The sequence below is a fragment of the Ectopseudomonas composti genome (assembly GCF_900115475.1).
In the GTDB taxonomy this organism is placed as follows: domain Bacteria; phylum Pseudomonadota; class Gammaproteobacteria; order Pseudomonadales; family Pseudomonadaceae; genus Aquipseudomonas; species Aquipseudomonas composti.
The window spans coordinates 388647-411078 of sequence record NZ_FOWP01000003.1; the positions used below are offsets into that span (position 1 = coordinate 388647).

The window sequence follows — 22432 nt, forward strand, 5'->3', positions numbered from 1 at the left end:
AATTGAGAATCTCCACGATCCGTTTACCCGAGCATTCCCCCCCTCCTTCCCGAAAGATTCGTCAACCCGGCTGCCACCGATCAGATCAATCCGTAAGAGTGGCCATCTTCTTGCGACTGGGCCTGCATCTTGGCGCGCTCCTGCATGCGCTGGGCGATCTCCTCTTCGACTGCCTTCTGTTGCTCAGGTGGCAGCGCCTCGATCTCCTCTTCGGTCATGCCCATTTCCTTGAGTATGCTGTCGCGTACTTTTTCGGCGGGGGTCATTGCCATGTAAGCCTTGAAGGCCTCCAGTGCAGCGTTACCACCCTCGTCACCCAGCGGCTTTTCCACGTGCCCGGAACCGACGGATGTCTCCACCTCGCCCTCCGACGCGTTCTGCAGGGCAACCCGCAAGCGGGCAAAGCCCTCCTCCGTGGCCTGTCTGGCGCGAAACTCGCGCTCGGAATCGGCGTTCGCCGTGCGCGTGGTCTTCTCCACGTTGCGCGCTAGTTGGGCCAGATCGCCCTGCTCTTCACTCTGCTTGTTGCGAAATCCCGTCAGCGATATGCCGCCGTAGCTGCCAATGCCTCCAATCGTGCTCATGCCGTGCTCCTTGACTGAGTTGCAATTGCCAGGCGCACTGATACAAGGCGCATGCCAGCCCACAAGGCGCACCTAATACATTGAAAATATTGGCTTTTATTTTGGATCAGGAAAAAGGCCTGGCAAGCCTTTGCCGTTTCGCGGCAAGGGCTTGCAGTCGCCGTCTCAGTATTGCCCGCTCATCTGCCGAAAGGCATCGAGCAACGCTTGGCTGAGATCGACCGAGGAGAACTTGGTCAGCACCGCGTTGGCACCTACCGAGCGCGCCTTCTCGGTATTCATGGTGCTGTCCAGCGAGGTATGCAGCAGCACGTAGGTGCCGGCGATATCAGGACTGCGGCGAATTTCCTGAACCAGGCTGTAGCCGTCCATCTCGGGCATTTCGATGTCCGAGACCAGCAACTCGAACGGCATACCGGCCTGCTGATAGTCGTGCAGTTGTTCCAGCGCGGCCTGAGCACTGCGCACCGCGGTGCAATCGAGCCCCAACTGACGCAAGACATTGAGTGTTTGCTGCAACGCGACTTGCGAATCATCCACCAACAGCACACGGCGGCCCTGCAGCAGGCGGCCATCCTGGCCATCGAGCAGTTGCCCGACGGGCGCTTCTTCGAGTGCCGGTGCAATGTCGTGCAGCACCTTCTCGATATCGAGAATCTGCACGATGGCGCCGTCGATCTGGGTCACGCCGGTGATGAAGGCGCGATTGCCGGAACCGGCAGGAGGCGGCCGCACGTCGCGAGTGGAGCACTGCACAATGCGCTCGACCCCCTTCACATGCAGGCCCTGACGCGAGCGGCTCACCTCGGTGACGATCAGACAACCGTCGTCCTCGTCAGCGGCGCACCGCGCTCACCGATGGCGCGCGCCAGATCGATCACCGTCATCGCCGCGCCACGCAGGGTGGCGATACCGCGCACATTAGGGTGACGACTGGGTAACTTGGTCAACGCAGGGCAAGGAATGATCTCGTTGACCTTGAGCAGGTTGATCCCCAGCAGGCGGCCGCTATGCAGACGAAACAACAACAGCGATAGCGCGTCGCCAATAACCATACTCATGCAGCTTTCCTTGAACGAACGGTAACCCTACCGGGTATAGCGACCAGCTGGCTGCGGACTTTAATCCGCAGCCAGTTTCAAGGCCACTCGCCCACGGTTCGGGCAGGTTTCCATGTAACGGTGCGCTTCGACGAAATCCTCGAAGTCGAACACCTTGTCGATCACCGGGGTCAGCAAGCGGTCGGCGGTCATCTGGTTGATGTGCGTCAACGCGCGCTGCACTGCCTCGTTGTTCGGCTCAATGCCCAGTTCCGGGCAACCGGTGAAATCCAACACGCAATGACGGAAGAACTGCAGATGCTTCTTGAACGCTGCGCAAGCCGGAAAAGCCGTGTCGTTACCGCCGTTGATGCCGTACAGGATCAATTTGCCGCGCGGCGCGGCAATGTCGCCCAGCAGCTTCATCTGCGGGCCGGCGCACTGATCGAGAATCACCTCGACGCCTTTGCCTTCGGTGTAGCGCTCGACTTCCAGAACCAGGTCCTGCTCTTCGGTCGCGATCACCTTGTCAGCACCCAGGCCACGCAGGAACTCACGGTCCTCCGATGAACTGGTGGAGACGATGACCTTGGCGCCCAGCGCCTTGGCCAGTTGCACGGTCTGCGGTGCCATGCAGTGGCTGGCCTCGGTGATCAGCACGTGCTGACCGGGCTTGAGATGCGCAAGATCGATCAACGCCAAGTAACCGAACAGCAAGCTGGTGTAATGCACGCTGGCTTCGAGCGGGCTGAGCACCTCGGGATAACGGGTCAGGGCGTGGCTGGGCATCAGCACCAGATCACCCCAGGTCGGATAACGGTTCGGCGTGCTTGCCGGGAAACCGGCAACGGCGGTGCCGACTTCAAGGTCGCTTACACCGTCGCCCAACGCGGCCACGGTGCCGGCCAGTTCGAAACCGGTACCGGCAGGAAGCTTGGCCTGCTCGGCCGCCAGGTTCTGCCGCCACAGCACGTCTTTCCAGCCAAGGCCGACCGCCTGAACGCGCACCAGCACCTCACCAGGGCCGGGCACGGGCGTCGGAACCTCTTCGTACTGGAGCACATCGGCATCGCCGAACTTATGAAAACGGATCATGCGGGACATCGCTTACCTCGAGCTTGATCGCGGATTAACACTTCAATGACTGTGGACTCTATCCGCTGTGCGGCGGCGACACTATCAGACTCTATCGATAGTCTTCATGCCTGTCAGTGATTCAGCGGCTTTCAATCCGCTACACACTGCCCGTACTATTGCCCGGGCAAAGGCTCTCATTAGCAGCGCCGTGCTGACAAGGCCCGTATCCCTCGAATGGTACCCGGATGAACCGCAACGACCTGCGTCGCCTCGACCTGAACCTGTTGATCGTCTTCGAGACCTTGATGCACGAGCGCAGCGTGACGCGGGCCGCAGAGAAGCTGTTTCTCGGTCAGCCAGCCATCAGTGCGGCGCTCGCCCGCCTGCGCACCCTGTTCGACGATCCCCTGTTCGTGCGCACCGGTCGCAGCATGGAACCGACCCCACGCGCGCAGGAAATCTTCGCTTTGCTTTCGCCGGCGCTGGATTCGATTTCCACCGCCGTCAGCCGTGCTGCAGACTTCGACCCCGCCACCAGCAAGGCAGTGTTTCGCATCGGCCTGTCCGATGATGTCGAGTTTGCTCTGCTGCCCGCCCTGCTCCGTCGTCTGCGCGCCGAAGCGCCTGGCGTAGTGCTGGTGATTCGCCGTACCAACTACCTGATGATGCCCGGTCTGCTGGCTTCCGGTGAAATCTCGGTGGGCGTGGCCTACACCGAGGAGCTGCCGGCCAACGCCAAGCGCAAGATTCTGCGCCGCAGCAAGGCCAAGCTACTACGCGCCGATACCGTACCCGGTGCGCTTAGCCTCGATGATTACTGCGCGCGCCCGCATGCGCTGGTGTCCTTCGCCGGCGACCTGACCGGTTTCATCGACGACGAACTGGCCAAGGTCGGGCGTGAGCGTCACATCGTACTGGCCGTGCCGCAGTTCAACGGCCTGGCCAGCCTGTTGGCGGAAACCGATATCGTCGCCAGCGTGCCGGACTACACCGCTGCCGCCCTTACCGCAGCGGGCGGCCTGCGCGCCGAAGAACTGCCGCTGCAGACGCAGACCTTCGAACTGCACATGGCCTGGCGTGGCGCCCAGGACAACGACCCCGCCGAGCGCTGGCTGCGCTCGCGTATCCAGATGTTCTGCGGCGATCCCGATAGCCTTTGAACATCCGGTAACGCACCATCCAAGTGCCGCCAGGAACCTTCACGCACCGTCATAGATCGAAATTGATATAAGTCCATCTTTTATCATTCCCGATGATATTGAAATTCATGGCGTTCGATTCGTAGCCCTCCAAGACTCACCGCAGACTCCGCCCATCCACAAATCCGACTGGCGGAGTCACCCATGGAACAGCAGCACAAGAACATCTGGATATTCCCCCTGGCCCTCGCCGGCGTCCTCGCACTCAGCGGCTGCGACCAGGCTGCGCAGACTCAAGCGCAAATGCCCGCCCCCAAGGTCAGTGTCGCCGAAGTGATCGAGCAGCCGATCAACGAGTGGGACGAGTTCACTGGCCGTCTCGAAGCACCGCAGTCCGTTGAAATCCGCCCGCGCGTCTCCGGTTACATCGACAAGGTCGCCTTCGCCGAAGGCACCCTGGTGAAGAAAGGCGATCTGCTGTTCCAGATCGACCCGCGCCCCTTCCAGACTGAAGTCAAACGCCTCGAAGCCCAGCTACAACAGGCCCGTGCCAGTCAGGCACGCGCCGCTAACGAAGCGCGCCGTGGTGAGCGTTTGCGCCAGAGCAACGCCATCTCCGCCGAACTGGCCGATGCTCGCGCCAGCGCCGCTACAGAAGCTCAAGCACAGGTCGCAGCGATCGCTGCCGAACTGGAAAACGCCCGCCTCAACCTCGGTTTCACCCGTATCACCGCCCCCATCGATGGCCGCGTCAGCCGCGCCGAAATCACCGAAGGCAACCTGGTCGGTGCCGGTGAAAGTCTGCTGACCTCGGTGGTGTCCACCGACAAGGTCTACGCCTATTTCGACGCCGATGAGCGCGCCTTCCTCAAGTACATCGAGCTGGCGCGTCAGTCCGGCGCCGACGCCCGTGGCGCCAGCCCGGTGTACCTCGGCCTGTCCGATGAAACCGACCATCCGCATCTGGGTCAGCTGGATTTTCTCGACAACCAGGTCAACCCACGCACCGGCACCATCCGTGGCCGCGCCGTGTTCGACAATCAGGACGGCCGCTTCACCCCGGGTCTGTATGCCCGTCTGAAACTGGTGGGCAGCAAACCCTACGCCGCCACCCTGATCAAGGACGAAGCGGTCGGCACCGATCTGGGCAAGAAGTACGTGCTGGTGCTCGGTGACGACAATGCCGTGGCCTACCGCTCCATCGAGTTGGGGCCAAAGCTGGAGGGCCTGCGTATCGTCCGAAGCGGCCTGAGCAAGGGCGAAAAGATCGTGGTCAACGGTCTGCAACGCGCCATGCCCGGCTCCACTGTCGATCCGCAACCAGTGTCCATGGCCGATGACAGCACCCTCGAACAGCTGGCCCGCATGCGCCAGGCCGTCGATGGCAGCCAGGCCCCGCGTATCGCCGCCGAAAAAATCGATGCTCGCTCGCCGCGTGGCTGATCCAGCCTGCGCCTTGAGGAAAGACCCATGAATTTCTCGCAATTCTTCATCCAGCGGCCGATTTTCGCCGCGGTGCTGTCGCTGCTGATCCTGATCGGCGGCGCCATCTCGCTGTTCCAGCTACCGATCAGTGAATACCCGGAAGTGGTGCCGCCCACCGTGGTGGTGCGTGCCGACTTCCCCGGCGCCAACCCCAAGGTGATCGGTGAAACCGTCGCCTCGCCGCTGGAGCAGGCCATCGTCGGTGTCGAGGGTATGCTCTACATGTCGTCGCAATCGACCATCGACGGCCGCCTGACGCTGACCGTGACCTTCGCCCTCGGCACCGACCTGGATAACGCCCAGGTGCAGGTGCAGAACCGCGTCACCCGCACCATGCCGACCCTGCCCACCGAAGTGCAGCGTCTCGGCGTGACCGTGGACAAGGCCTCCCCGGACCTGACCATGGTGGTGCACCTGACCTCGCCGGATCAGCGTTACGACATGCTCTACCTGTCCAACTACGCCGCGCTCAACGTCAAGGACGAGCTGGCGCGCCTGGACGGCGTCGGCGACGTGCAGTTGTTCGGCATGGGCAACTATTCGCTGCGCGTCTGGCTCGACCCGAACAAGGTAGCCTCGCGCGGGCTGACCGCCACCGACGTGGTCAACGCCATCCGTGAACAGAACCGTCAGGTCGCCGCCGGTGCCCTCGGCGCGCCGCCTTCGGATGCCGGTAACAGCTTCCAACTGTCGATCAACGCCCAGGGCCGTTTGGTTTCCGAGGAAGAGTTCGAGAACATCATCATCCGTGTCGGCGACAACGGTGAGATCACCCGCCTACGCGACATTGCCCGCATTGAACTCGGCTCCAACCAGTACGCCCTGCGCTCGCTGCTGGACAACCAGCCGGCGGTCGCCATCCCGGTGTTCCAACGTCCCGGCTCCAACGCCATCGATATTTCCGACTCGGTGCGCGAGCGCATGGCCGAGCTGAAGAAGTCCTTCCCGCAAGGCATGGACTACGAAGTGGTGTATGACCCGACCATTTTCGTCCGCGGCTCCATCGAGGCAGTGGTGCACACCCTGCTCGAAGCTGTCGTGCTGGTGGTGCTGGTGGTCGTGCTGTTCCTGCAGACCTGGCGTGCTTCGATCATTCCGCTGGCTGCCGTGCCGGTGTCCTTGATCGGCACCTTTGCAGTCATGCACATGTTCGGCTTCTCGCTCAACGCCCTGTCGCTGTTCGGCCTGGTGCTGGCCATCGGTATCGTGGTGGACGACGCCATCGTCGTGGTGGAGAACGTCGAACGTAACATCGCCCTGGGCAAATCGCCGGTCGAGGCCACTCGCCAGGCCATGAAAGAGGTGACCGGCCCCATCGTCGCCACGGCCCTGGTGCTGTGCGCCGTGTTCGTGCCGACGGCCTTCATCTCCGGCCTGTCGGGCCAGTTCTATCAGCAGTTCGCACTGACCATCGCCATTTCCACGGTGATCTCGGCCATCAACTCGCTGACCCTGTCGCCGGCCCTCGCCGCCATCTTGCTCAAGGACCATCACGCGCCGAAAGATGCCTTCTCTCGTGGGCTCGACAAGCTGTTCGGTGGCTGGCTGTTCGCCCCGTTCAACCGCATGTTCGAACGCGCCAGTAACCGCTACGTCGGTACTGTGCGTCGCGTGCTGCGTGGTAGCAGCATCGCCATGCTGATCTACGGTGGCCTGCTGGTGCTCGGTTACCTGGGCTTCTCCAGTACGCCGGCCGGCTTCGTGCCGCAACAGGACAAGCAGTACCTGGTGGCCTTCGCGCAGTTGCCGGATGCCGCCACCCTGGATCGCACCGAGGCGGTGATCAAGCGCATGAGCGAAATCGCCGGCAAGCATCCGGGCGTGGAAAACACCGTGGCCTTCCCGGGCCTGTCGATCAACGGCTTCACCAACAGCCCCAACAGCGGCATCGTTTTCGTCACGCTCAAGGACTTCAGCCTGCGCAAAGACGCAAACCTGTCTGCCGGCGCCATTGCCGCCGAGCTCAATGGCCAGTTCAGTGAGATTCAAGAGGCGTACCTCGCCATCTTCCCGCCGCCGCCAGTACAGGGGCTGGGCACCATTGGCGGCTTCCGCCTGCAGATTCAGGACCGTGGCAACCTGGGCTATGAAGAGCTGTATACGCAGACCCAGAACATCCTCAACAAGGCCCGCCAGTTGCCGGAGCTGAACCCGATGTCGGTGTTCACCAGCTACCAGGTCAACGTGCCGCAGGTCGATGCCGCCATCGACCGTGAAAAGGCCAAGACTCACGGCGTGGCCATCGATGACATCTTCGACACCCTGCAGGTGTACCTGGGCTCGCTGTATGCCAACGACTTCAACCGTTTCGGCCGCACCTACCAGGTCAACGTCCAGGCCGACCAGCAATTTCGCCTGGAACCGGAGCAGATCGGTCAGCTCAAGGTACGCAACAACCGTGGCGAGATGGTGCCGCTGTCGACCTTCGTCAAGGTCGATGACAGCGCAGGTCCCGATCGGGTGATGCACTACAACGGCTTCCTCACCGCCGAGATCAACGGTGCCGCCGCGCCGGGTTACAGCTCGGGCCAGGCCGAAGCGGCCATCGCCAAGCTGCTCAACGAGGAACTGCCGATCGGCATGACCTTCGAGTGGACCGATCTGACCTACCAGCAGATCCTCGCCGGCAATACCGCGATCTTCATCTTCCCGCTCTGCGTGCTGCTGGCCTTCCTCGTGCTGGCCGCCCAGTACGAAAGCTGGAGCCTGCCGCTGGCGGTGATCCTGATCGTGCCGATCGTGCTCTTCACCGCCATCACAGGGGTGATCATCGCGGGCCTCGACAACAACATCTTCACCCAGATCGGCCTCATCGTGCTGGTGGGCCTGGCCTGCAAGAACGCGATCCTGATCGTCGAGTTCGCCAAGGAGAAACAGGAAGAAGGGCTTGATCGTGTCGCAGCCGTGCTCGAGGCCTGCCGCCTGCGTCTGCGCCCGATCCTGATGACCTCGATCGCCTTCATCATGGCCGTGGTACCGCTGGTGCTGTCCAGCGGTGCAGGTGCCGAGATGCGCCATTCCATGGGTGTGGCGGTGTTCTCCGGGATGATCGGTGTGACCTTCTTCGGTCTGCTACTGACACCTGTGTTCTATGTCCTGATCCGCGGTTCCGTCGAAAAACGCGAAGCCCGCAAAGCCGCCCGTCTGCAGGAGTCGCATGCATGAAAGCCTTTGCCCCCGCCCTCCTGACCCTGGCGCTGTCGGCCTGCGCCGTTGGCCCGGACTACCGAACGCCGGTGACCGATCCAGCGCGCATTGCCGCGCTGGAAGCGGCCGATTACGACCGCAGCCGTTTCGAAGCCGCCTGGTGGCAGCAATTCGACGACCCGACGCTGAATCAACTGGTGCAGCGTTCGCTACAGGACAACCGCGAACTGCACGTGGCCTTCAACCGCCTGCGTGCTGCACGGGCGATCCGTGATGATGTGGCCAATGACCGTTTCCCCACGGTCACCAGCCGCGCCAGTGGCGAATTCGGCAAGGCTCAGCAACCGCCAACCAGCGATGAACGCATCCGCCAGGAGCGCTACGACCTGGGCCTGGACATGGCCTGGGAAGTGGATCTGTTCGGCCGCATCCAGCGCCAACTGGAAGCCAGCGAAGCCCGAATCGAACTGGCAGAGGCTGACTATTACCAGTTACAGGTCAGCCTGATTGCCGAACTGGTCGATGCCTATGGCACCCTGCGTGGCGCGCAACTGCGCGAAAACATCGCCCGCGAGAACCTGAAGAATCAGCAGGACTCGCGCGCCATCACCGAGCAACTGCGTGACGCTGGCGTCGGCAACGAGTTGGACGTACTGCGCGCCGATGCCCGCCTGGCCGCCACCGAAGCCAGCCTGCCGCAACTGCAGGCGCAGCAGGTGCGTGCGCAGAACCGCATCGCCACCCTGCTCGGCCAGCGCCCAGAGCAATTGCAGGTCGACCTAACGCCCAAACCATTGCCGGTGATCGCCAAGGCGCTGCCGATTGGCAACCCGGCCGAACTGCTGCGTCGTCGCCCGGATATCCAAGCCGCCGAGCGCCAGCTGGCGGCGGCCACCGCTGAAGTCGGTGTCGCCACCGCTGATCTGTTCCCGCGCGTCAGCCTGTCCGGTTTCCTGGGCTTCACTGCCGGCCGCGGCTCGCAACTGGGTGCATCGGCGGCACGCGCCTGGGGCGTCGCACCCAGCATCAGCTGGGCCGCGTTCGATCTGGGCAGCGTGCATGCACGCCTGCGTGGTGCCGAGGCCGAGGCCGATGGCGCACTGTCGCAGTACGAGCAGCAGGTCCTGCTGGCGCTGGAGGAATCGGAAAACGCCTTCAGCGATTACGCCAAACGCCAGCAACGCCTGGTGGCCCTGGTGCGCCAGGCCGAAGCCAGCCGTGCAGCGGCTGATCAGGCGGCAATTCGCTACCGCGAAGGCACCGTGGATTTTCTCGTGCTCCTGGATGCCGAACGTGAACGCCTGGCTGCCGAAGATGCCCAGGCCTCAGCCGAGGTGGAGCTGTACAGCGGCATCGTCGCTATCTACAAAGCGCTTGGCGGTGGCTGGCAGCCACAGGCCTGATCCCTCTCCCCTCCTTCGCTTGGCAGTTGCTTGAAATCGAAGGGGGGGTATATATGAAGTTGTCGAATTTCCTTTCTTCTAATTATTTCTGACTGGCATTCCTGTCCAGGCACTCAGTATTTATAAATGCCACGTCATGGCAATGTGCCCTCATCGCCACAAATAATTAATCTTTCAAAAGATCAGCCATACATCGGATGGCGAGGATTTAACTTGCCTTGCAGGTGGTATCAACTATAACTCTCCAGACTTGGAACTATTTACCTAACCAATAAATATTAAAATACCTTGCTTATGACTCACAGGCATTTAAATAGGTGAATTCATGCACGGTCGTACCGAATTAATCCGTGCATATTAAGTGCTTCCGATAGGTGGACTGCAAAGCATCCATCATGCCAAGAAACAACCTGCGAGCGCTGTATCTGCCCGTCAAGGCAAAGGAGTTCGTATGCTGGGTTCGCTTGACCATCCCAGACGCCTGTTGATCGTGGAACCTGTAAGCGACTGCGAGCGACTCATTCCCGAGCTGCAAGCGAATAAATGGTTAGTCGACCACGCTGACCTCAATAGCAAGATCGATCCAATTTATGATGTGTGTGTCATTTGCCTACAAGCGCACCACCTCGACTATCTGGAGCGGATAAAACAACAGATTCGTGACAGCCAGACCGAGTGGATCGCGGTAATGAGTGACAGCCTGCGTGGTAATACGGGGCTGGCAAACTTCATATATGAATGGTTCTTCGATTTTCACACGCTTCCTTTTGACTTATCCCGCCTGCATTGCACACTGGGCCGCGCCTCAGGCATGGCCCGTCTGTATCGTCGTATCACCTCGCCCCCGACACTAACGGCTGGAGAGTTACTGATCGGTCAAAGTCAGTCGACTCAAGAGCTACGTCGCTTGATCGACAAGATTTCCCCAACTGATGCCTCTGTCCTGATAACGGGTGAAAGCGGCACAGGCAAAGAGCTGGTTGCGCGCCGTCTGCACAACCAGTCTCGGCGGGCCGCAGGCCCTTTCGTGGCGATCAACTGTGGTGCCATCTCCGAGCAGTTGATCCACTCCGAGCTGTTCGGTCACGAAAAGGGAGCATTCACCGGCGCCAGTCAACGCAAGATTGGTCGTATCGAGTCAGCGGAAGGCGGAACGTTGTTTCTCGACGAGATAGGTGACCTGCCCCTGGAAATGCAGGCGAACCTGCTGCGCTTCCTCCAGGAAATGACCTACGAGAGGGTTGGCTCCAGCAAGAGCATGACGGCAAATGTACGTGTACTGGCAGCGACCCACATAGACCTTGAGGCGGCCATCTGTGCGGGGCGGTTTCGCGAGGATCTCTATTACCGCCTGAATGTGCTGCAGATACAGACGACCCCTCTGCGCCTGCGCAAGGAAGACATTGCCTTGTTCGTCGAACATTTCTCTCGCCAGTACGCCAGCGAGATAGGCCGTCGCCCGCGCAAATTCAGTGATAGCGCAATGAACACGCTGATGAGCCACGACTGGCCCGGAAACGTGCGAGAGCTGGCCAACCGTGTCAGGCGTGCTCAGGTTCTCGCCGAGGGCCGCCAGATAGAAGCACACGATATCGGCCTGGCCGTAACCGCCTCCATGCCTTGCCGCCCGCTAGATGACTACTTGCTGAGCGCCGAACGCCAGGCACTCGAAGATGCCCTGATGCATTACTCAACCAACATGAGTAACGCCGCACGTTCGCTGGGTGTGTCACGACCAACCTTCTACCGATTGCTGCACAAACACCAACTGCGCTGACACGGCTGTTCAGAAGTAGTAGGGAAACTTGATGCTGAACGAGAAGTCCGGCGCGTCGGGTGTCAGTCCGATTGACAGGTTGGGCACGATGGTCAGCTTGTCGCTCGCGGCAAAGGTCATGCCTATGTTGAAGTAAGCGGCGTTGGCATCGCTGCCAGCGATGGTCTGCCAGCCCTGCCCTTCAGGCTTTATCTTGCTCCGCTGACTGATCAGCTCACTGAACGACATCGACATGCTTGCACGTTCGTTGAGCGCGAACGCCACACCCAGGCCGAACTGAAACCAATTGCCCAGATCCACCTTGCCCGGCACCTTGACCCCTCGCTGCGGGCTGATGTCGTCATAGCTTTCCTCAAGGTTGTAGGTGTACGAAAAATTGCCAAACACCACTGTGGGATCGAGGGTCTTGACCAACGTGATACCGGGCGTGATGGACCACACGCCGTTGCCCGTCGGCAGATCTTCCGGGATGCTCAGGTTGTCGTTCCCCGCCACGCGGTCGAGTTTTATCCCGTAGGGTTCAACACCGGTCGGAGCCTTGACCCTCAAGCTCAGGACCACGTCCGGGCTGCCTTCGTCTTCATCCAGCAACTTGTAGGCAATGCCCATGTTGACGTCTCCGAGCCGGGCATCACCCGTCACGGTCGCCTCACTGACCGATGTGCTGGAACCGCCAGCGCCTGCCGACTGATAGGTACTTTCGCGGTAGATCCACGGCGTGTTGATATCCAGCTGCCAACGTTGTGCCCAGTTGTAGCGGCCGGTCAGATCGAAAGTGAAGGTGTCGGCATTGATCTGATCCACGCCGATATTGCCCAGGAAGATCGCATCCAGGGCCAGAAAACCGTTGAGAAACAGCTGGCGTGAATCGTAGTGGCTGTAGGTGATTCCTGGTTCGATGCTGAACGTACCACCGCCGAAGAAGCCACTCGCCTCCTGATACAGGTTTTCCACGCTCGCGGGAGGCTCGGCGTTATCTTTCAAGGCAGTTCCATACCCGGCCGACGCTTCTGCACTGGCCATCTGAGGGTTGCGTGACTGAGGCGTAGCGCCGTTACCTGCCGCTGCCGCCCTGCCCTCGATCTGGCGCAGCCGCTGCTCAAGCACCATCAAGGCGTTCTGCTGTGTCTGATAACTGGCGCGCAGCCCTTGCAATTCCTTCTGCAGGGCCTCGACCTGGGAGTCGTCGGCCGCAAAAGCCACCAGACTGAAACAGACACTCATGCTGAACGTGACGAAGACGCCATATGCTGGGCGCATATACCGGATCCTTGTGCCGTGTGGACACCTGTCAGTAGCCGTGAGGGCGCAAGGCCCGAATTTGCTCGATGCAGTTCTCGAGATTGAGATTTCGCGGGTTATCACGTAGCGCGACGTTCAGGGCCGCCAGGTTGCGGACGTTGTTCAGGGTGCCGGAGATATTGGCGTGCTGCGCCACGCCGCCACCGATTTGCTGGCTACTGGAACCCTGCCCCTGGCTGGCATTCAAGGCGATGCTGATACCGCCGGCGCGAGTGCTGACGTGAACCAGGCCGGCTGCATTGCTGAAGTCCTGGCTGCCGTTCCAGGGCTGTGCATCGGGATCGACAGGTACGTCGCCATTGCCCGTTGTGATTCGTAGCCGCAGATCATTCAGGCCGGTATTGAGATCACCGGCCGTGCGCACGCTTTGCACGATGCCTTGCACGTTTTCCAGGCCAGCACCGCCAGTGATGGTGCCACTGCCTGCTGTAACGTTGCCGTTGCCGGGCGAACTGATCTGGCGTACGTAGAGCGACGGCTGGATCTGACCATTGGCCACGTTCAGGGCCACCTCAGCACCGATGACCTGGCCCGCACTGTTCTGCCAGGTAGACGTCATCACCACACCGAAACTGATGATGCGATCCGGCAACACATAACGACCCCGCAGTTGCGCCAGTTCCTGATCGCTGACCTCGACGGGCTGGAACAAGGTGCTGGCGCCAACCGGTAGACTGGCGGCGAGAATGCTCGCCGCTAGCCATAGTTTTTTGTGCATGACCAACCTCCTGGGCAATCGGCCCAAGTTGGTTAAAAGAAGTCACTCTGGATGAAACCGAACTCCATCAGTTCGGCATCCCTGACGGGACTGAAGTGATCGATGCGGCGCTTCGCCGTCAGCGGTTCCGGTGGTGTCAGCAGTGCATTTTCGCGGTCGTAGCCAGGGCCGATCAGCGCGAAAACGATACCGTTCCATCCCTTGCTGAACTCGCTGAGCCCCATCTTCTTGTGCCCCAGCACGGGGTCGCCGATATAGACGTAGCCGCGGTAGGTACGCTGCAGCACGACAAAGTGCTTGTAGCCACGGACATCGAGCAAAACGATGGCGGGAATCTTGATGCTGTCCAACTGCTGGGCATCAATGCGATAACCACGCGCCCTCAGTCCCAGCGTGGCGGCGTAGTTCTTCATGTCGAGCATGGAGAATCCTTGAGTGCGTACCAGATCGGCATCCGCACTGGCCAGCATGCCCCTGATCACATCCTCTTCGCGCAGCGCCAAGCCGTAAGCCTGGTTGAGAATCGTCGCCATGGCCGCTGCACCGCAGCTGAAATCGGTTTGCTGCTCGACCAGGTTGGAAAAACGCCGCTCACGGATGCTCTCCACCTGTATATGGGCCAAACCACCATTGGGCAGCACGGCAAGGCGTAGTTCTGCAGCACCGGCCAGCGAACAGAGAGCCAGGCAAAGGCAGCAGGTAAAAAATCGAGATCTGGAGCCGAACATGGTGCCTCCAGCATAAGGAGGCGGCGCTATCGATACAGAACGGCAGCGCCGCCATTTCCCTACTGAGCTACACAGGCGTTGCAGCCGGCGGCGATAGCCAGGCTGTTGCTTTGCTGATTACCACCACCGGCGGCAATGTTGACGCCCACGTTGCCCGAGGCATTGGCCAGCGAATCGCTCAGGCTGGCGTTATTGACCACCGGGGTCTGTGGCGTGCGCGGGTTATAGCCGCCACCGCCGAATCCGAAGCCGCTGGCTACAGTGGGCAGGGCTGCATCGACCTCGAACACGTCGCCAAGCTTGTTCTCCGTCTCGTTGCCGCTGGAGGTCTGGGTAATAGTCGACGCCGCAGTAGCGACCAGGGCGTTCTCCGACGCGGCGATCGACATGTCGTTTTTCTGTTGGTTGTAGTTGCCGGCTGCAACGTTGATCGCAACGTTGCCGGTCGCTTCGTTGGCACTGCCCAGCACGCTGGCATTGTTGGGGTTGCCGTAATTGGTCAGGGTGTTGTTATAAGCCTGCTGATCCACACCAATGCTGGCACTGGCACTGCTGGAGGCGAGACCTCCGAACACGAACGCGGCATCGGCGGTCGCAATGGCTGCAGCATTGGCCTGCTGGTTGTTGTCACCGGCGGCCACGTTGACACCGACGTTACCCGCTGCACCATCCAGCGATCCATCAATGCTGGCCGTGTTCTTGGTCTCGTTGTTGATCACATCGTTGCTGTGATTGATTTGCGTGTCGTCGACGCTCGCGTTGGCGCCATTGGGGTTACCGTAGCCACCTCCGAAGCCTTCGGCCTGGACAGTGGTTGCCAACATCGCGGCCAGAGCAAAAGCCAGAGGACTTAGCAGTACTGAGTGTTTCATGGTGTTCTCCTTGCGGTTTTGGGTGTTGACCTTTGTTGCGGCAGGGCTCAATCCACCACCCTGATGCTGAGGTGATTGGCAGAACGGTTGCCAATACCCGCACTCTGGTTCAACTGCACCACGCCACGGCTACCGGCGAAGGCCTCGTTGCTCATGTCAACTCGACGCTCGCCACCCAGGGTGGATACGGTTGAAGCTGAATCGTTGGGGCGCGTTACGCTCTGAGCGAGAGCGCTGTCATCCAGACTCTCCGGCGCGGCGATCAGCGCCACGCTTGCAGAATTGATCTGCTGGTTGGCGATGCCAGCGGCCTGGTTGATGCCGACAATGCCACTGCCGTTGCTGAAAGAATCGCCGGTGATGGAGGCTTGGGTATCAAGTGGCAATGTGCGCTGGAGGAGGTTTTCCTGCCGCTGCACCACGGTGTTCGTTGCCACGCCATCCACCCCCACAGCAAGGGTGCGAGTGTTTACCTGCTGCTGCAGATGGCCCGCAGCCTGGTTGACAGCCAGATTGCCCTGGTAAGCCTGGCCACTGGCGTCGATGCTGGCGCTCATGCTGTCGGCCTCCGCCGACAGGCTGAGCAGCAGCACAATGGAAAACAGCCAATGCTCGCGCATGTCAGCGCCCTCCTATGCTCTGCAAAGGGCGCAAACCTTGCTGCACGCTGCGATTGACCTGATCGGCAATGCCGTTGCTGCGTGCACCTCCCGCGTGGCCCGAACCAAGAACGGGAATACCTTGGTGAGTAGCGGTAGGAATTGGTGTGCCGAGACTTCCCTGGAGCAATCGCTGCGGAAGTGCCAGACCGCTGGAAACGCCGGCAAAGTCGCTGTCACCGAGCTCGCCAGTGACCCCTGTGGCGATGCTGCCGGGATTGACCACGCGCGGATGTGGATCCGGGACTATTGGATTGACCGTTGCCACGCGCGTCTGCACGTCGCGGCTGATGATCACGTCGCCATCACCCGCCTGGGCTACGCCCACCAGCATGGTTACCAAGACCAATATGCAGCAATCCCGCTTCATGCTCGGCATCCTCTCAAGGGTGTCGCTCAATGAGCACACCACTCTCGAAGACAAAGCATGGCTTGGGCCAATATTTACTTATGCTTTTAGAACAATCACTTACAGAAATGTCTTAACTCAGACGAGAGCGTTTTGTTAAGCAGCTGAGACAGCCCAGACCGCACAGAACGTCCGATAAAAGCGTCGCGACCGCTCAAGCCCGAGGGTTTCTGTGGGAAAAGTGGGAGTGTTAAGCGCCTGATTCAGATTGAGCCGGTGCAACGCCATCCGTTGCTCCAGCGAGTCAACCAGGAAGATAAATAAACTCTGCTGTCATTCGTTACTGGCGCATAAACCGCTAATTCGCGAACTGGCAATACACCTGGCTAGCCAACCTCAACGCGATTACGCCCCAGCGCCTTGGCGCGATAAAGCGCTGCATCAGCTCGCTGCAACAACGTCTGCAGGGGAAGTTCTGCCTCGGCCTGCATGGCTGTTACACCTACGCTGATGCTGACGTGGCCTAAGGGCGAACGAACATGAGGCAAGGCCAGCGCCGCCACTGACTGCACCAGCTTCTCCGCCATGCCCTGCGCACTGGCCAGACTGGTAGCCGGTGCCAGGAAAACGAACTCTTCGCCGCCATAGCGCGCCACCAGATCGCTGGAACGGCTGATGGTCGTGGCCAGCGCAAGCGCAACCTGTTGCAGACAACTGTCACCTGCGAGGTGTCCGTAATGGTCGTTGTAAGCCTTGAACCAATCGACATCCACCACCGCCAGGGCCAACGGCTCGCCCATTCGCTGGGCGCGTTTCCACTCCTTGGCCAATACCTCGTCGAAATGACGACGGTTGGCGATGCTGGTCAAGGCATCGGTGAGGCTCAGGGTTTCCAATCGGCTGTTGAGCACCTGTAGCGCTTCGGTCCGTTCAGCTACACGCGCCTCCAGCTCACGCTCGGAGCGTTGCAGGCTTTGCACCAGTTGCTCCTGCGTCTGCAACAACCTGGCCTGCGCCTGGAGCTTTTCCTGGCGCATGACGTTGATACGGTCAGCCAGGGCGAAGGCCAGCAACAGCATCTCCAGCGACGAGCCGATCTGCAGACCGTCCACGGTAAAGGCGTTGGTCGGCAATATGCCCATGGCGCGCAAGCTGGTGGTGGCCCCGCCGAGAATCAGCAGGCCGAAGGCTGCGAGAAAGAAGTAGGCACTGCGTTGACGCTTCAAGGCGCAGGCCAAAGCCACCCCCATCATCACGAAGGCCGTGAGCAGATTGACCACGACGGCCACACGTGAAACCTGCGGTAAGGCAACGGCATAGAGCAGAGGGGAAGCCAGGTACAACGCCACCAGCGCCAGCAACCAGCGGTCGACCCGCGGCAGCAGACGGGCTGTCTGCAGCATGCTGCGCATGAATAACAGCATGCCGCTCAGCGCCAGTGATGCCCCCGAGTAATAGGCCACGTTGGAGTTGAGTGGCAGGCCGAACAGCGTCCAGTCCGGTGCCATGCCGTTCTTGATGGTCAAGGCGCAGACGGCGCACAGTACGAAGGTCACGTAGAGCAAGTAGATGCGTTCTCGCAGGGCGATGAACAGCATCAGGTTGAACAAGATCATCGCGACGGCAATGCCCATATAGCCGGATCGCGCCATGTAGTCCTCGCGCTCGTAGGCCTGAAAACCTTCGACGGACCAAAGCTGCAGCGGCACCAGAAGGCCAATGCTCGACTCGACCCTCAGGTAGACCGCCTGCTGCGAGTGCGCCGCAAGGTACAGCGGGAAGACGAAGTTGCGGTTGTCATAGGCCTTGCTGGTTTGCGGTCGATCCGCCCCGGTGCGCCAGGCGCGATAGCCGCCCTGCTCGTCCGGCAGGTAGGCATCGACATGGGAGATGCGCGGGTTGTCCAACACCAGCAAACGGTTCAGCGCCTGGTCGCTGGAATTGCCAATATCCAGGCGAAACCAGTAAGCCGAACGCGTGAACCCCAGGGCGAAGGACGCGCTAGCGGCCTGCTCGACGCGAAATCGCCCAGCGACCTCGGCAGAGCGGACATCCACCAGCGTCAGCGCGCGCGAGGGATCTTCCAGCAACCCGACATGGGTGGTCAGGATCAACGGCTCCTGATCCATCGCCGTAGCATCGAGCTGGCGAACACCCGCCCAGGCCGACGAAGCGAATATCGACAGGCTGAGCAGTATCCAGAGGGCGAACCGAAAACGCTGATGGGTGTTCATGCGGGATATCGACTGGCGTTCGAATGACACCAGCTCGCGAGTGATCACAGGAAGGCGAGTCTACAAGACAACTCAGGGCGCTGCCAAAGTGCCATGACGATCAGAGCAGCGCCTTACCGATCATTGCTGCCAATACCAGCAGGCAAGCCAATCCCACCCCGTAGGCCAGGCTCCGCCAGGGTTGCCAGCCGCCCAGGTACGTCAGCGTATGGATTGCACGGGCGACGGTGAATGCGCAGAACAGCAAACCCGTCACGTCGTCCGGCGTCTGCAGCGCAATGGCAAGAGCGCCGAGCACGAAGAACAGCGGAATATTCTCCAGGTCGTTGGCCCAGGCACGGGCAGCACGCCGTACCTGGGGTAAATCCTGCGCCATCACGGCGCGGCCAACGAAGGCTGCATCCTCGACATTGGCGAAGGCTCGATACCTGAGCCGGAAGTAGCCCTGGTAACAGGAGATCACCAGCATCTTCAGAAACAGCGCCAGCACGCATAGACCGTACAACTGCAAAAGACCGTTCACCGCCGCAGCTCCAGCGGGCGCGTGCGCAAGAAGCCCTCGACCACGATGTAGGTCAGCGGCCCGATGGAGGCGAAGACCACGGTCAGTGTCAGGTACGGCAGGATCGAAAACAGCGAGCGGCCCTTAGCCCGTGCGTCCCGGTACATCCAGAGTGCGGCCAGCGATGCCAGCAGATAGAGATCGATGACCACCTGAGCGGTGTCGGGCCGCGACAGCAGCTCCAGGCCGAAAGCGAGCAGAGACTGCTCGGCCATCGCCATGCTCCAGGCGGTATAGAGCGAGAACGCCAGCAAGGCGACGAGTGCGAGGTAAGGTCTGCTCATGGGCGGCTCCTGATCGATGATGCGAGCAACTTAGTGATAGGCCCGCCCTACGTTCTATGACCTGTCAGGTCATAGACGTCGCCTCACCCGAACTGCCAGACTCTGCGCATGAATGCCTATCTGCCGCCTCGCACGCTCCCTGCCACGTCCGCAGGTCTACAACTGCGCATGCTCCGTCGCCAGGCAGGCCTCAGCCAGCTCGACCTGGCCCTGATCACCGGCATGTCCCAGCGCCATATCAGTTGCATCGAAACCGGTCGCGCCAGGCCGAGCCCTGCCACCCTGCACGCCCTGCTGATGGCACTGGAAGCCCCGTTGGAACAGTGCAACAACCTGTTCCTGGCCGCCGGCTATGCGCCGCGCTACGGTTCCTTGCCGCTCACTTCGCCATCTCTGGAGGCCATCCGTGGAGCCATCGGCCATGTGCTGCAGGCCAACAACCCCGCCCCGGCGATCGTCCTCGGCAGTCAATGGCAGGTCATGGCTGCCAACGCCAGTACGGCCGCACTGTTCGCCCTGCTGGGGTTGCCAGCGAATGCCGCCGATGAACTCAACCTGCTGGTGACACTGTTGCAGCCAGGTGGCCTGGGCGATCATCTGCTCAATGCCGACGAAATCCGCTCGGTCGCCTGGCAACGCGCCTCTCGTGAAGCCCTGGAGAATCCTGAGCTGGCCACTTTGCTGGCAGGCTTGCCGATGCCATCCGGGCCGGCGTCGCTGGCCAACGACGCTCCCCCGCTGGTGATGACCCACATCGACTCACCCGAGGGGCAACTGAGCTTTCTCTCCACCTTCACCACCTTTGGCATGCCGCTGGACATCACGGTGGCCTCGTTGCGTATCGAGCACCTGATCCCGGCAGACCCGCACACCTGGCAGGTCATGACCCAGGCCTACGAAAACAGCATCAGGCCCTCGACATGACCCAGCAAATCCAGGATGCCCTGGACCTCCTGAGTCGCCACGTTGGTAATGCCCGGAGACAGATCGAAGTACTACGCACGGCTTCCAACGCCCGATAGACTGCCCCTTGGAACTGCCAGGGAGATGCCAATGACAACCGATCAGATCGCCGCCTTCTGCCTCGCCCTGCCGGGTGCTCGCGAAGACCTCAAATGGGGCAGTAACCAGGTGTTTTCCGTGGCGGGCAACAAGATGTTCGCCATCCTCCACTTCATTGGCGAGGACCTGGCCTTCAAGGTCGATAGCGACCTGTTTCTCGGCTATGTCGATCGGCCGGGCATCCGCCCTGCGCCTTATCTGGCCCGCGCTCACTGGGTCAGCATGAGCGCCCAGCGCTTGCCATTGGGCGACGATGAACTGCGCCAGTTACTCACGCGCTCGCATCAACTGGTGGTGCGCAAGCTGCCCAAACGCCTGCAACCCGGCTTGCTACTGGACGAATAAGGGGATGTGACGGGCGATGTAGGCGCCATCGAGCAACAGCAGATCGATCCAGAGCAGTTGATGAGCGACAACGATCAGCCAGAAAACGGCTTGATAGGACACTTTGCGCGTCTTGTGCCGGAAGGTCTGCTGCGCGATCAAAGCCCCCGGCCAACCACCGGCCAGCTCGACCAGGTGCAGGGTGTTTTCTGCCGTGCGCCGGCTACCGCTCTGAGCACTGCGTTTATCCAGCCAGTACTGCAGAAAACTCAGCACGCTGGCCAGCAGATAAAGCGGCAATACCCACCAGAGCCCCTTGCCGAACAGTTTCACGGCGCCAAGCGACGGCAGGACACAGAGCAAAGCAAGCATCAAGGCCTTGCTAGAGAAGTGCTGGATGGAGCCCTGCGTCGCTGGCCGATGCGTGAGTTTGGCGGCAGGCTTTCGCGCTACGGGTGCAGCCTTGCCAGGCGTTTTCGGTTTACGCCGGATCGCCTGACGGTCAAGGCTCAGCTCGCCAGCCAGGCGCAAATGCTCGGCACGCGGCCGACCGCGCGGGTCACGCCCCTCGATGAACAGCACCTCGTCGTCCGGCTGCGGGCGACGGTCACCTCGCATTACCGAGATATGCGCGAAGACCTCGGTACCTCCGTCCTGCGGCAGGATGAAGCCAAAGCCCTTGGCATCGTCCCAGCTTTTCAGGCGCCCCTTGCGCTCGTTGCCGATCACGGTTGCGCTGTGCTCCAGTCGATCAAGTGCAACTGCCAGGTGGCGAGAATCACCAGGCCGAAGGCGATGCGGTACCAGGCGAACACAGCGTAACTGTGGCTGGTGATGAACTTGAGCAAGGCACGCACGGTGATCATCGCCACGATGAAGGTGCTGACGAAGCCGATGGCGAAGATTGGCAAGTCGCTCATCTGCAGGATGTCGCGGTACTTGAACAGCGAATAGACCGTGGCCGCGACCATGGTCGGCATGGCCAGGAAGAAGGAGAACTCGGTGGCAGCCTTGCGCGACAGGCCGAATACCAGGCCGCCGATAATGGTGGCGCCTGAACGCGATGTGCCCGGAATCAGCGCCAGGCATTGAGCGAAACCGACCTTGAGCGCCAGCTTCCAGGTCATGTCGTCGACCGACTCGGCCTTGATCGCGTGTTCGCGCTTCTCCGCCCAGAGCATGATGACGCCGCCGATGATCAGCGCCATCGCCACGGTGATCGGATTGAACAGCCAGTGCTCGATCAGGTCGGCGAAGGCCAGACCGAAAATCACTGCCGGGATGAACGCCAGCAGCAGATTGAAGGTGAAACGCTGGGCTTTCGGGTCATTGGGCAAGCCCACGACCACGCCGAGCACTTTCGCTCGGAACTCCCAAATGACCGCCAGAATGGCGCCGAGTTGGATAATGATCTTGAACGCTGTAGCGGTTTCGCCATTGAAGCCCAGCAAGTCACCGACCACGATAAGGTGCCCGGTGCTGGAAATGGGCAGGAACTCGGTCAGGCCTTCCACTATGCCCAGAATCAGGGCCTGAAAGGCCATCCAGATATCCATCAAATCCCCCAAAGCGCGGCAACTACCTACGCGTAAATTTAGAACGTGGAGCGTGGCCCCGGCCGTGGGACACAAGTCAGTCGCGGAGGTTCCTGGCAACGGTCTAACGCGGTGCTATTCAGGTTCTTTG

Annotated in this window: 20 protein-coding genes and 1 pseudogene; 7 read left to right on the top strand and 14 right to left on the bottom strand. The window is 60.9% G+C overall.

Features of this window, described 5'->3' with window-relative positions; genetic code table 11:
• Positions 1–80 precede the first annotated feature (80 nt).
• From BM059_RS08055 to BM059_RS08065, 3 genes and pseudogenes are all read right to left on the bottom strand, one after another.
• Positions 81–584 carry a hypothetical protein gene (locus tag BM059_RS08055; RefSeq protein ID WP_074937851.1) on the bottom strand — a complete coding sequence of 168 codons (504 nt, stop codon included), beginning with the start codon at positions 582–584 and terminating at the stop codon, positions 81–83.
• A gap of 165 nt (positions 585–749) precedes the next feature.
• Positions 750–1645 (bottom strand): annotated as a pseudogene (locus BM059_RS08060) (chemotaxis protein CheW).
• 60 nt (positions 1646–1705) lie between these two features.
• The gene (locus tag BM059_RS08065; protein ID WP_036999538.1) at positions 1706–2728 is read right to left on the bottom strand and encodes a zinc-dependent alcohol dehydrogenase family protein; all 1023 of its coding nucleotides are present in this window, start codon (positions 2726–2728) and stop codon (positions 1706–1708) included.
• Between the two features lie 218 nt (positions 2729–2946).
• On the opposite strand from BM059_RS08065, the gene BM059_RS08070 reads away from it, so the two are divergent.
• From BM059_RS08070 to BM059_RS08090, 5 genes are all read left to right on the top strand, one after another.
• On the top strand, positions 2947–3861 hold the full coding sequence (locus BM059_RS08070) for a LysR substrate-binding domain-containing protein (protein ID WP_036999541.1): 915 nt from the start codon (positions 2947–2949) through the stop codon (positions 3859–3861).
• Between the two features lie 183 nt (positions 3862–4044).
• Positions 4045–5283, top strand: a complete 1239-nt coding sequence (gene mexE / locus BM059_RS08075; protein ID WP_036999543.1) for a multidrug efflux RND transporter periplasmic adaptor subunit MexE — start codon at positions 4045–4047, stop codon at positions 5281–5283.
• Positions 5284–5310: 27 nt separating this feature from the next.
• Complete coding sequence (locus BM059_RS08080) at positions 5311–8490, top strand: efflux RND transporter permease subunit (protein ID WP_074937853.1); 3180 nt, start codon at positions 5311–5313, stop codon at positions 8488–8490.
• Complete coding sequence (locus BM059_RS08085; RefSeq protein WP_074937854.1) at positions 8487–9875, top strand: efflux transporter outer membrane subunit; 1389 nt, start codon at positions 8487–8489, stop codon at positions 9873–9875. Before BM059_RS08080 ends, BM059_RS08085 begins: the two co-directional genes overlap by 4 nt.
• A 451-nt stretch (positions 9876–10326) precedes the next feature.
• Positions 10327–11652 (top strand): sigma-54 dependent transcriptional regulator, encoded by a 1326-nt coding sequence (locus tag BM059_RS08090; protein ID WP_074937856.1) that lies wholly within the window; start codon positions 10327–10329, stop codon positions 11650–11652.
• Between the two features lie 9 nt (positions 11653–11661).
• On the opposite strand, the gene BM059_RS08095 is transcribed toward BM059_RS08090, so the two are convergent.
• The 9 genes from BM059_RS08095 to BM059_RS08135 form a co-directional block, all read right to left on the bottom strand.
• Positions 11662–12876, bottom strand: coding sequence for a transporter (locus tag BM059_RS08095; protein ID WP_139220715.1), 1215 nt, complete (start codon positions 12874–12876; stop codon positions 11662–11664).
• Between the two features lie 67 nt (positions 12877–12943).
• Entirely contained in the window at positions 12944–13672 is a 729-nt protein-coding gene (locus tag BM059_RS08100) for a hypothetical protein (protein ID WP_074937859.1), read from the bottom strand.
• Positions 13673–13704: 32 nt separating this feature from the next.
• Positions 13705–14400, bottom strand: coding sequence for a C39 family peptidase (locus BM059_RS08105; RefSeq protein ID WP_051563890.1), 696 nt, complete (start codon positions 14398–14400; stop codon positions 13705–13707).
• Positions 14401–14459: 59 nt separating this feature from the next.
• Positions 14460–15272 (bottom strand): hypothetical protein, encoded by an 813-nt coding sequence (locus tag BM059_RS08110; protein WP_074937860.1) that lies wholly within the window; start codon positions 15270–15272, stop codon positions 14460–14462.
• A 47-nt stretch (positions 15273–15319) separates the two neighbouring features.
• Positions 15320–15892 (bottom strand): hypothetical protein, encoded by a 573-nt coding sequence (locus tag BM059_RS08115; RefSeq protein ID WP_074937862.1) that lies wholly within the window; start codon positions 15890–15892, stop codon positions 15320–15322.
• Position 15893: 1 nt separating this feature from the next.
• Entirely contained in the window at positions 15894–16301 is a 408-nt protein-coding gene (locus BM059_RS08120; RefSeq protein WP_074937864.1) for a hypothetical protein, read from the bottom strand.
• A 365-nt stretch (positions 16302–16666) separates the two neighbouring features.
• A complete protein-coding gene (locus BM059_RS08125) occupies positions 16667–18514 on the bottom strand; it encodes a diguanylate cyclase (RefSeq protein ID WP_074937866.1) in 1848 nt (615 codons plus the stop codon).
• A gap of 100 nt (positions 18515–18614) precedes the next feature.
• Positions 18615–19037 (bottom strand): MAPEG family protein, encoded by a 423-nt coding sequence (locus BM059_RS08130; protein WP_074937868.1) that lies wholly within the window; start codon positions 19035–19037, stop codon positions 18615–18617.
• Positions 19034–19360: a DUF2834 domain-containing protein gene (locus BM059_RS08135; protein ID WP_074937869.1), complete on the bottom strand. Its 327-nt coding sequence runs from the start codon at positions 19358–19360 to the stop codon at positions 19034–19036. The genes BM059_RS08130 and BM059_RS08135 overlap by 4 nt, the downstream gene beginning before the upstream one ends.
• 108 nt (positions 19361–19468) lie before the next feature.
• Between BM059_RS08135 and BM059_RS08140 the strand changes: the two genes are divergently transcribed.
• Together BM059_RS08140 and BM059_RS08145 are read left to right on the top strand one after the other, a co-directional pair.
• The gene (locus tag BM059_RS08140; protein WP_074937871.1) at positions 19469–20284 is read left to right on the top strand and encodes a helix-turn-helix domain-containing protein; all 816 of its coding nucleotides are present in this window, start codon (positions 19469–19471) and stop codon (positions 20282–20284) included.
• A gap of 129 nt (positions 20285–20413) precedes the next feature.
• Positions 20414–20767 carry an MmcQ/YjbR family DNA-binding protein gene (locus tag BM059_RS08145; RefSeq protein ID WP_074937872.1) on the top strand — a complete coding sequence of 118 codons (354 nt, stop codon included), beginning with the start codon at positions 20414–20416 and terminating at the stop codon, positions 20765–20767.
• On the opposite strand, the gene BM059_RS08150 is transcribed toward BM059_RS08145, so the two are convergent.
• Together BM059_RS08150 and BM059_RS08155 are read right to left on the bottom strand one after the other, a co-directional pair.
• Positions 20753–21475, bottom strand: a complete 723-nt coding sequence (locus BM059_RS08150) for a DUF1294 domain-containing protein (RefSeq protein WP_074937874.1) — start codon at positions 21473–21475, stop codon at positions 20753–20755. The genes BM059_RS08145 and BM059_RS08150 overlap by 15 nt on opposite strands.
• On the bottom strand, positions 21472–22302 hold the full coding sequence (locus BM059_RS08155) for an undecaprenyl-diphosphate phosphatase (RefSeq protein WP_036999568.1): 831 nt from the start codon (positions 22300–22302) through the stop codon (positions 21472–21474). The genes BM059_RS08150 and BM059_RS08155 overlap by 4 nt, the downstream gene beginning before the upstream one ends.
• Positions 22303–22432: the final 130 nt, after the last annotated feature.

Bases quoted from the DNA above. Each gene is read 5' to 3' on its own strand.
- BM059_RS08135 (WP_074937869.1), bottom strand. From the start codon at position 19,360: ATGAGCAGACCTTACCTCGCACTCGTCGCCTTGCTGGCGTTCTCGCTC.
- BM059_RS08155 (WP_036999568.1), bottom strand. From the start codon at position 22,302: ATGGATATCTGGATGGCCTTTCAGGCCCTGATTCTGGGCATAGTGGAA.
- BM059_RS08055 (WP_074937851.1), bottom strand. From the start codon at position 584: ATGAGCACGATTGGAGGCATTGGCAGCTACGGCGGCATATCGCTGACG.
- BM059_RS08085 (WP_074937854.1), top strand. From the start codon at position 8,487: ATGAAAGCCTTTGCCCCCGCCCTCCTGACCCTGGCGCTGTCGGCCTGC.
- BM059_RS08140 (WP_074937871.1), top strand. From the start codon at position 19,469: ATGAATGCCTATCTGCCGCCTCGCACGCTCCCTGCCACGTCCGCAGGT.
- BM059_RS08115 (WP_074937862.1), bottom strand. From the start codon at position 15,892: ATGCGCGAGCATTGGCTGTTTTCCATTGTGCTGCTGCTCAGCCTGTCG.
- BM059_RS08145 (WP_074937872.1), top strand. From the start codon at position 20,414: ATGACAACCGATCAGATCGCCGCCTTCTGCCTCGCCCTGCCGGGTGCT.
- BM059_RS08105 (WP_051563890.1), bottom strand. From the start codon at position 14,400: ATGTTCGGCTCCAGATCTCGATTTTTTACCTGCTGCCTTTGCCTGGCT.
- BM059_RS08100 (WP_074937859.1), bottom strand. From the start codon at position 13,672: ATGCACAAAAAACTATGGCTAGCGGCGAGCATTCTCGCCGCCAGTCTA.
- BM059_RS08125 (WP_074937866.1), bottom strand. From the start codon at position 18,514: ATGAACACCCATCAGCGTTTTCGGTTCGCCCTCTGGATACTGCTCAGC.
- BM059_RS08090 (WP_074937856.1), top strand. From the start codon at position 10,327: ATGCTGGGTTCGCTTGACCATCCCAGACGCCTGTTGATCGTGGAACCT.
- BM059_RS08110 (WP_074937860.1), bottom strand. From the start codon at position 15,272: ATGAAACACTCAGTACTGCTAAGTCCTCTGGCTTTTGCTCTGGCCGCG.
- BM059_RS08095 (WP_139220715.1), bottom strand. From the start codon at position 12,876: ATGAGTGTCTGTTTCAGTCTGGTGGCTTTTGCGGCCGACGACTCCCAG.
- BM059_RS08120 (WP_074937864.1), bottom strand. From the start codon at position 16,301: ATGAAGCGGGATTGCTGCATATTGGTCTTGGTAACCATGCTGGTGGGC.
- mexE (WP_036999543.1), top strand. From the start codon at position 4,045: ATGGAACAGCAGCACAAGAACATCTGGATATTCCCCCTGGCCCTCGCC.
- BM059_RS08080 (WP_074937853.1), top strand. From the start codon at position 5,311: ATGAATTTCTCGCAATTCTTCATCCAGCGGCCGATTTTCGCCGCGGTG.
- BM059_RS08070 (WP_036999541.1), top strand. From the start codon at position 2,947: ATGAACCGCAACGACCTGCGTCGCCTCGACCTGAACCTGTTGATCGTC.
- BM059_RS08065 (WP_036999538.1), bottom strand. From the start codon at position 2,728: ATGTCCCGCATGATCCGTTTTCATAAGTTCGGCGATGCCGATGTGCTC.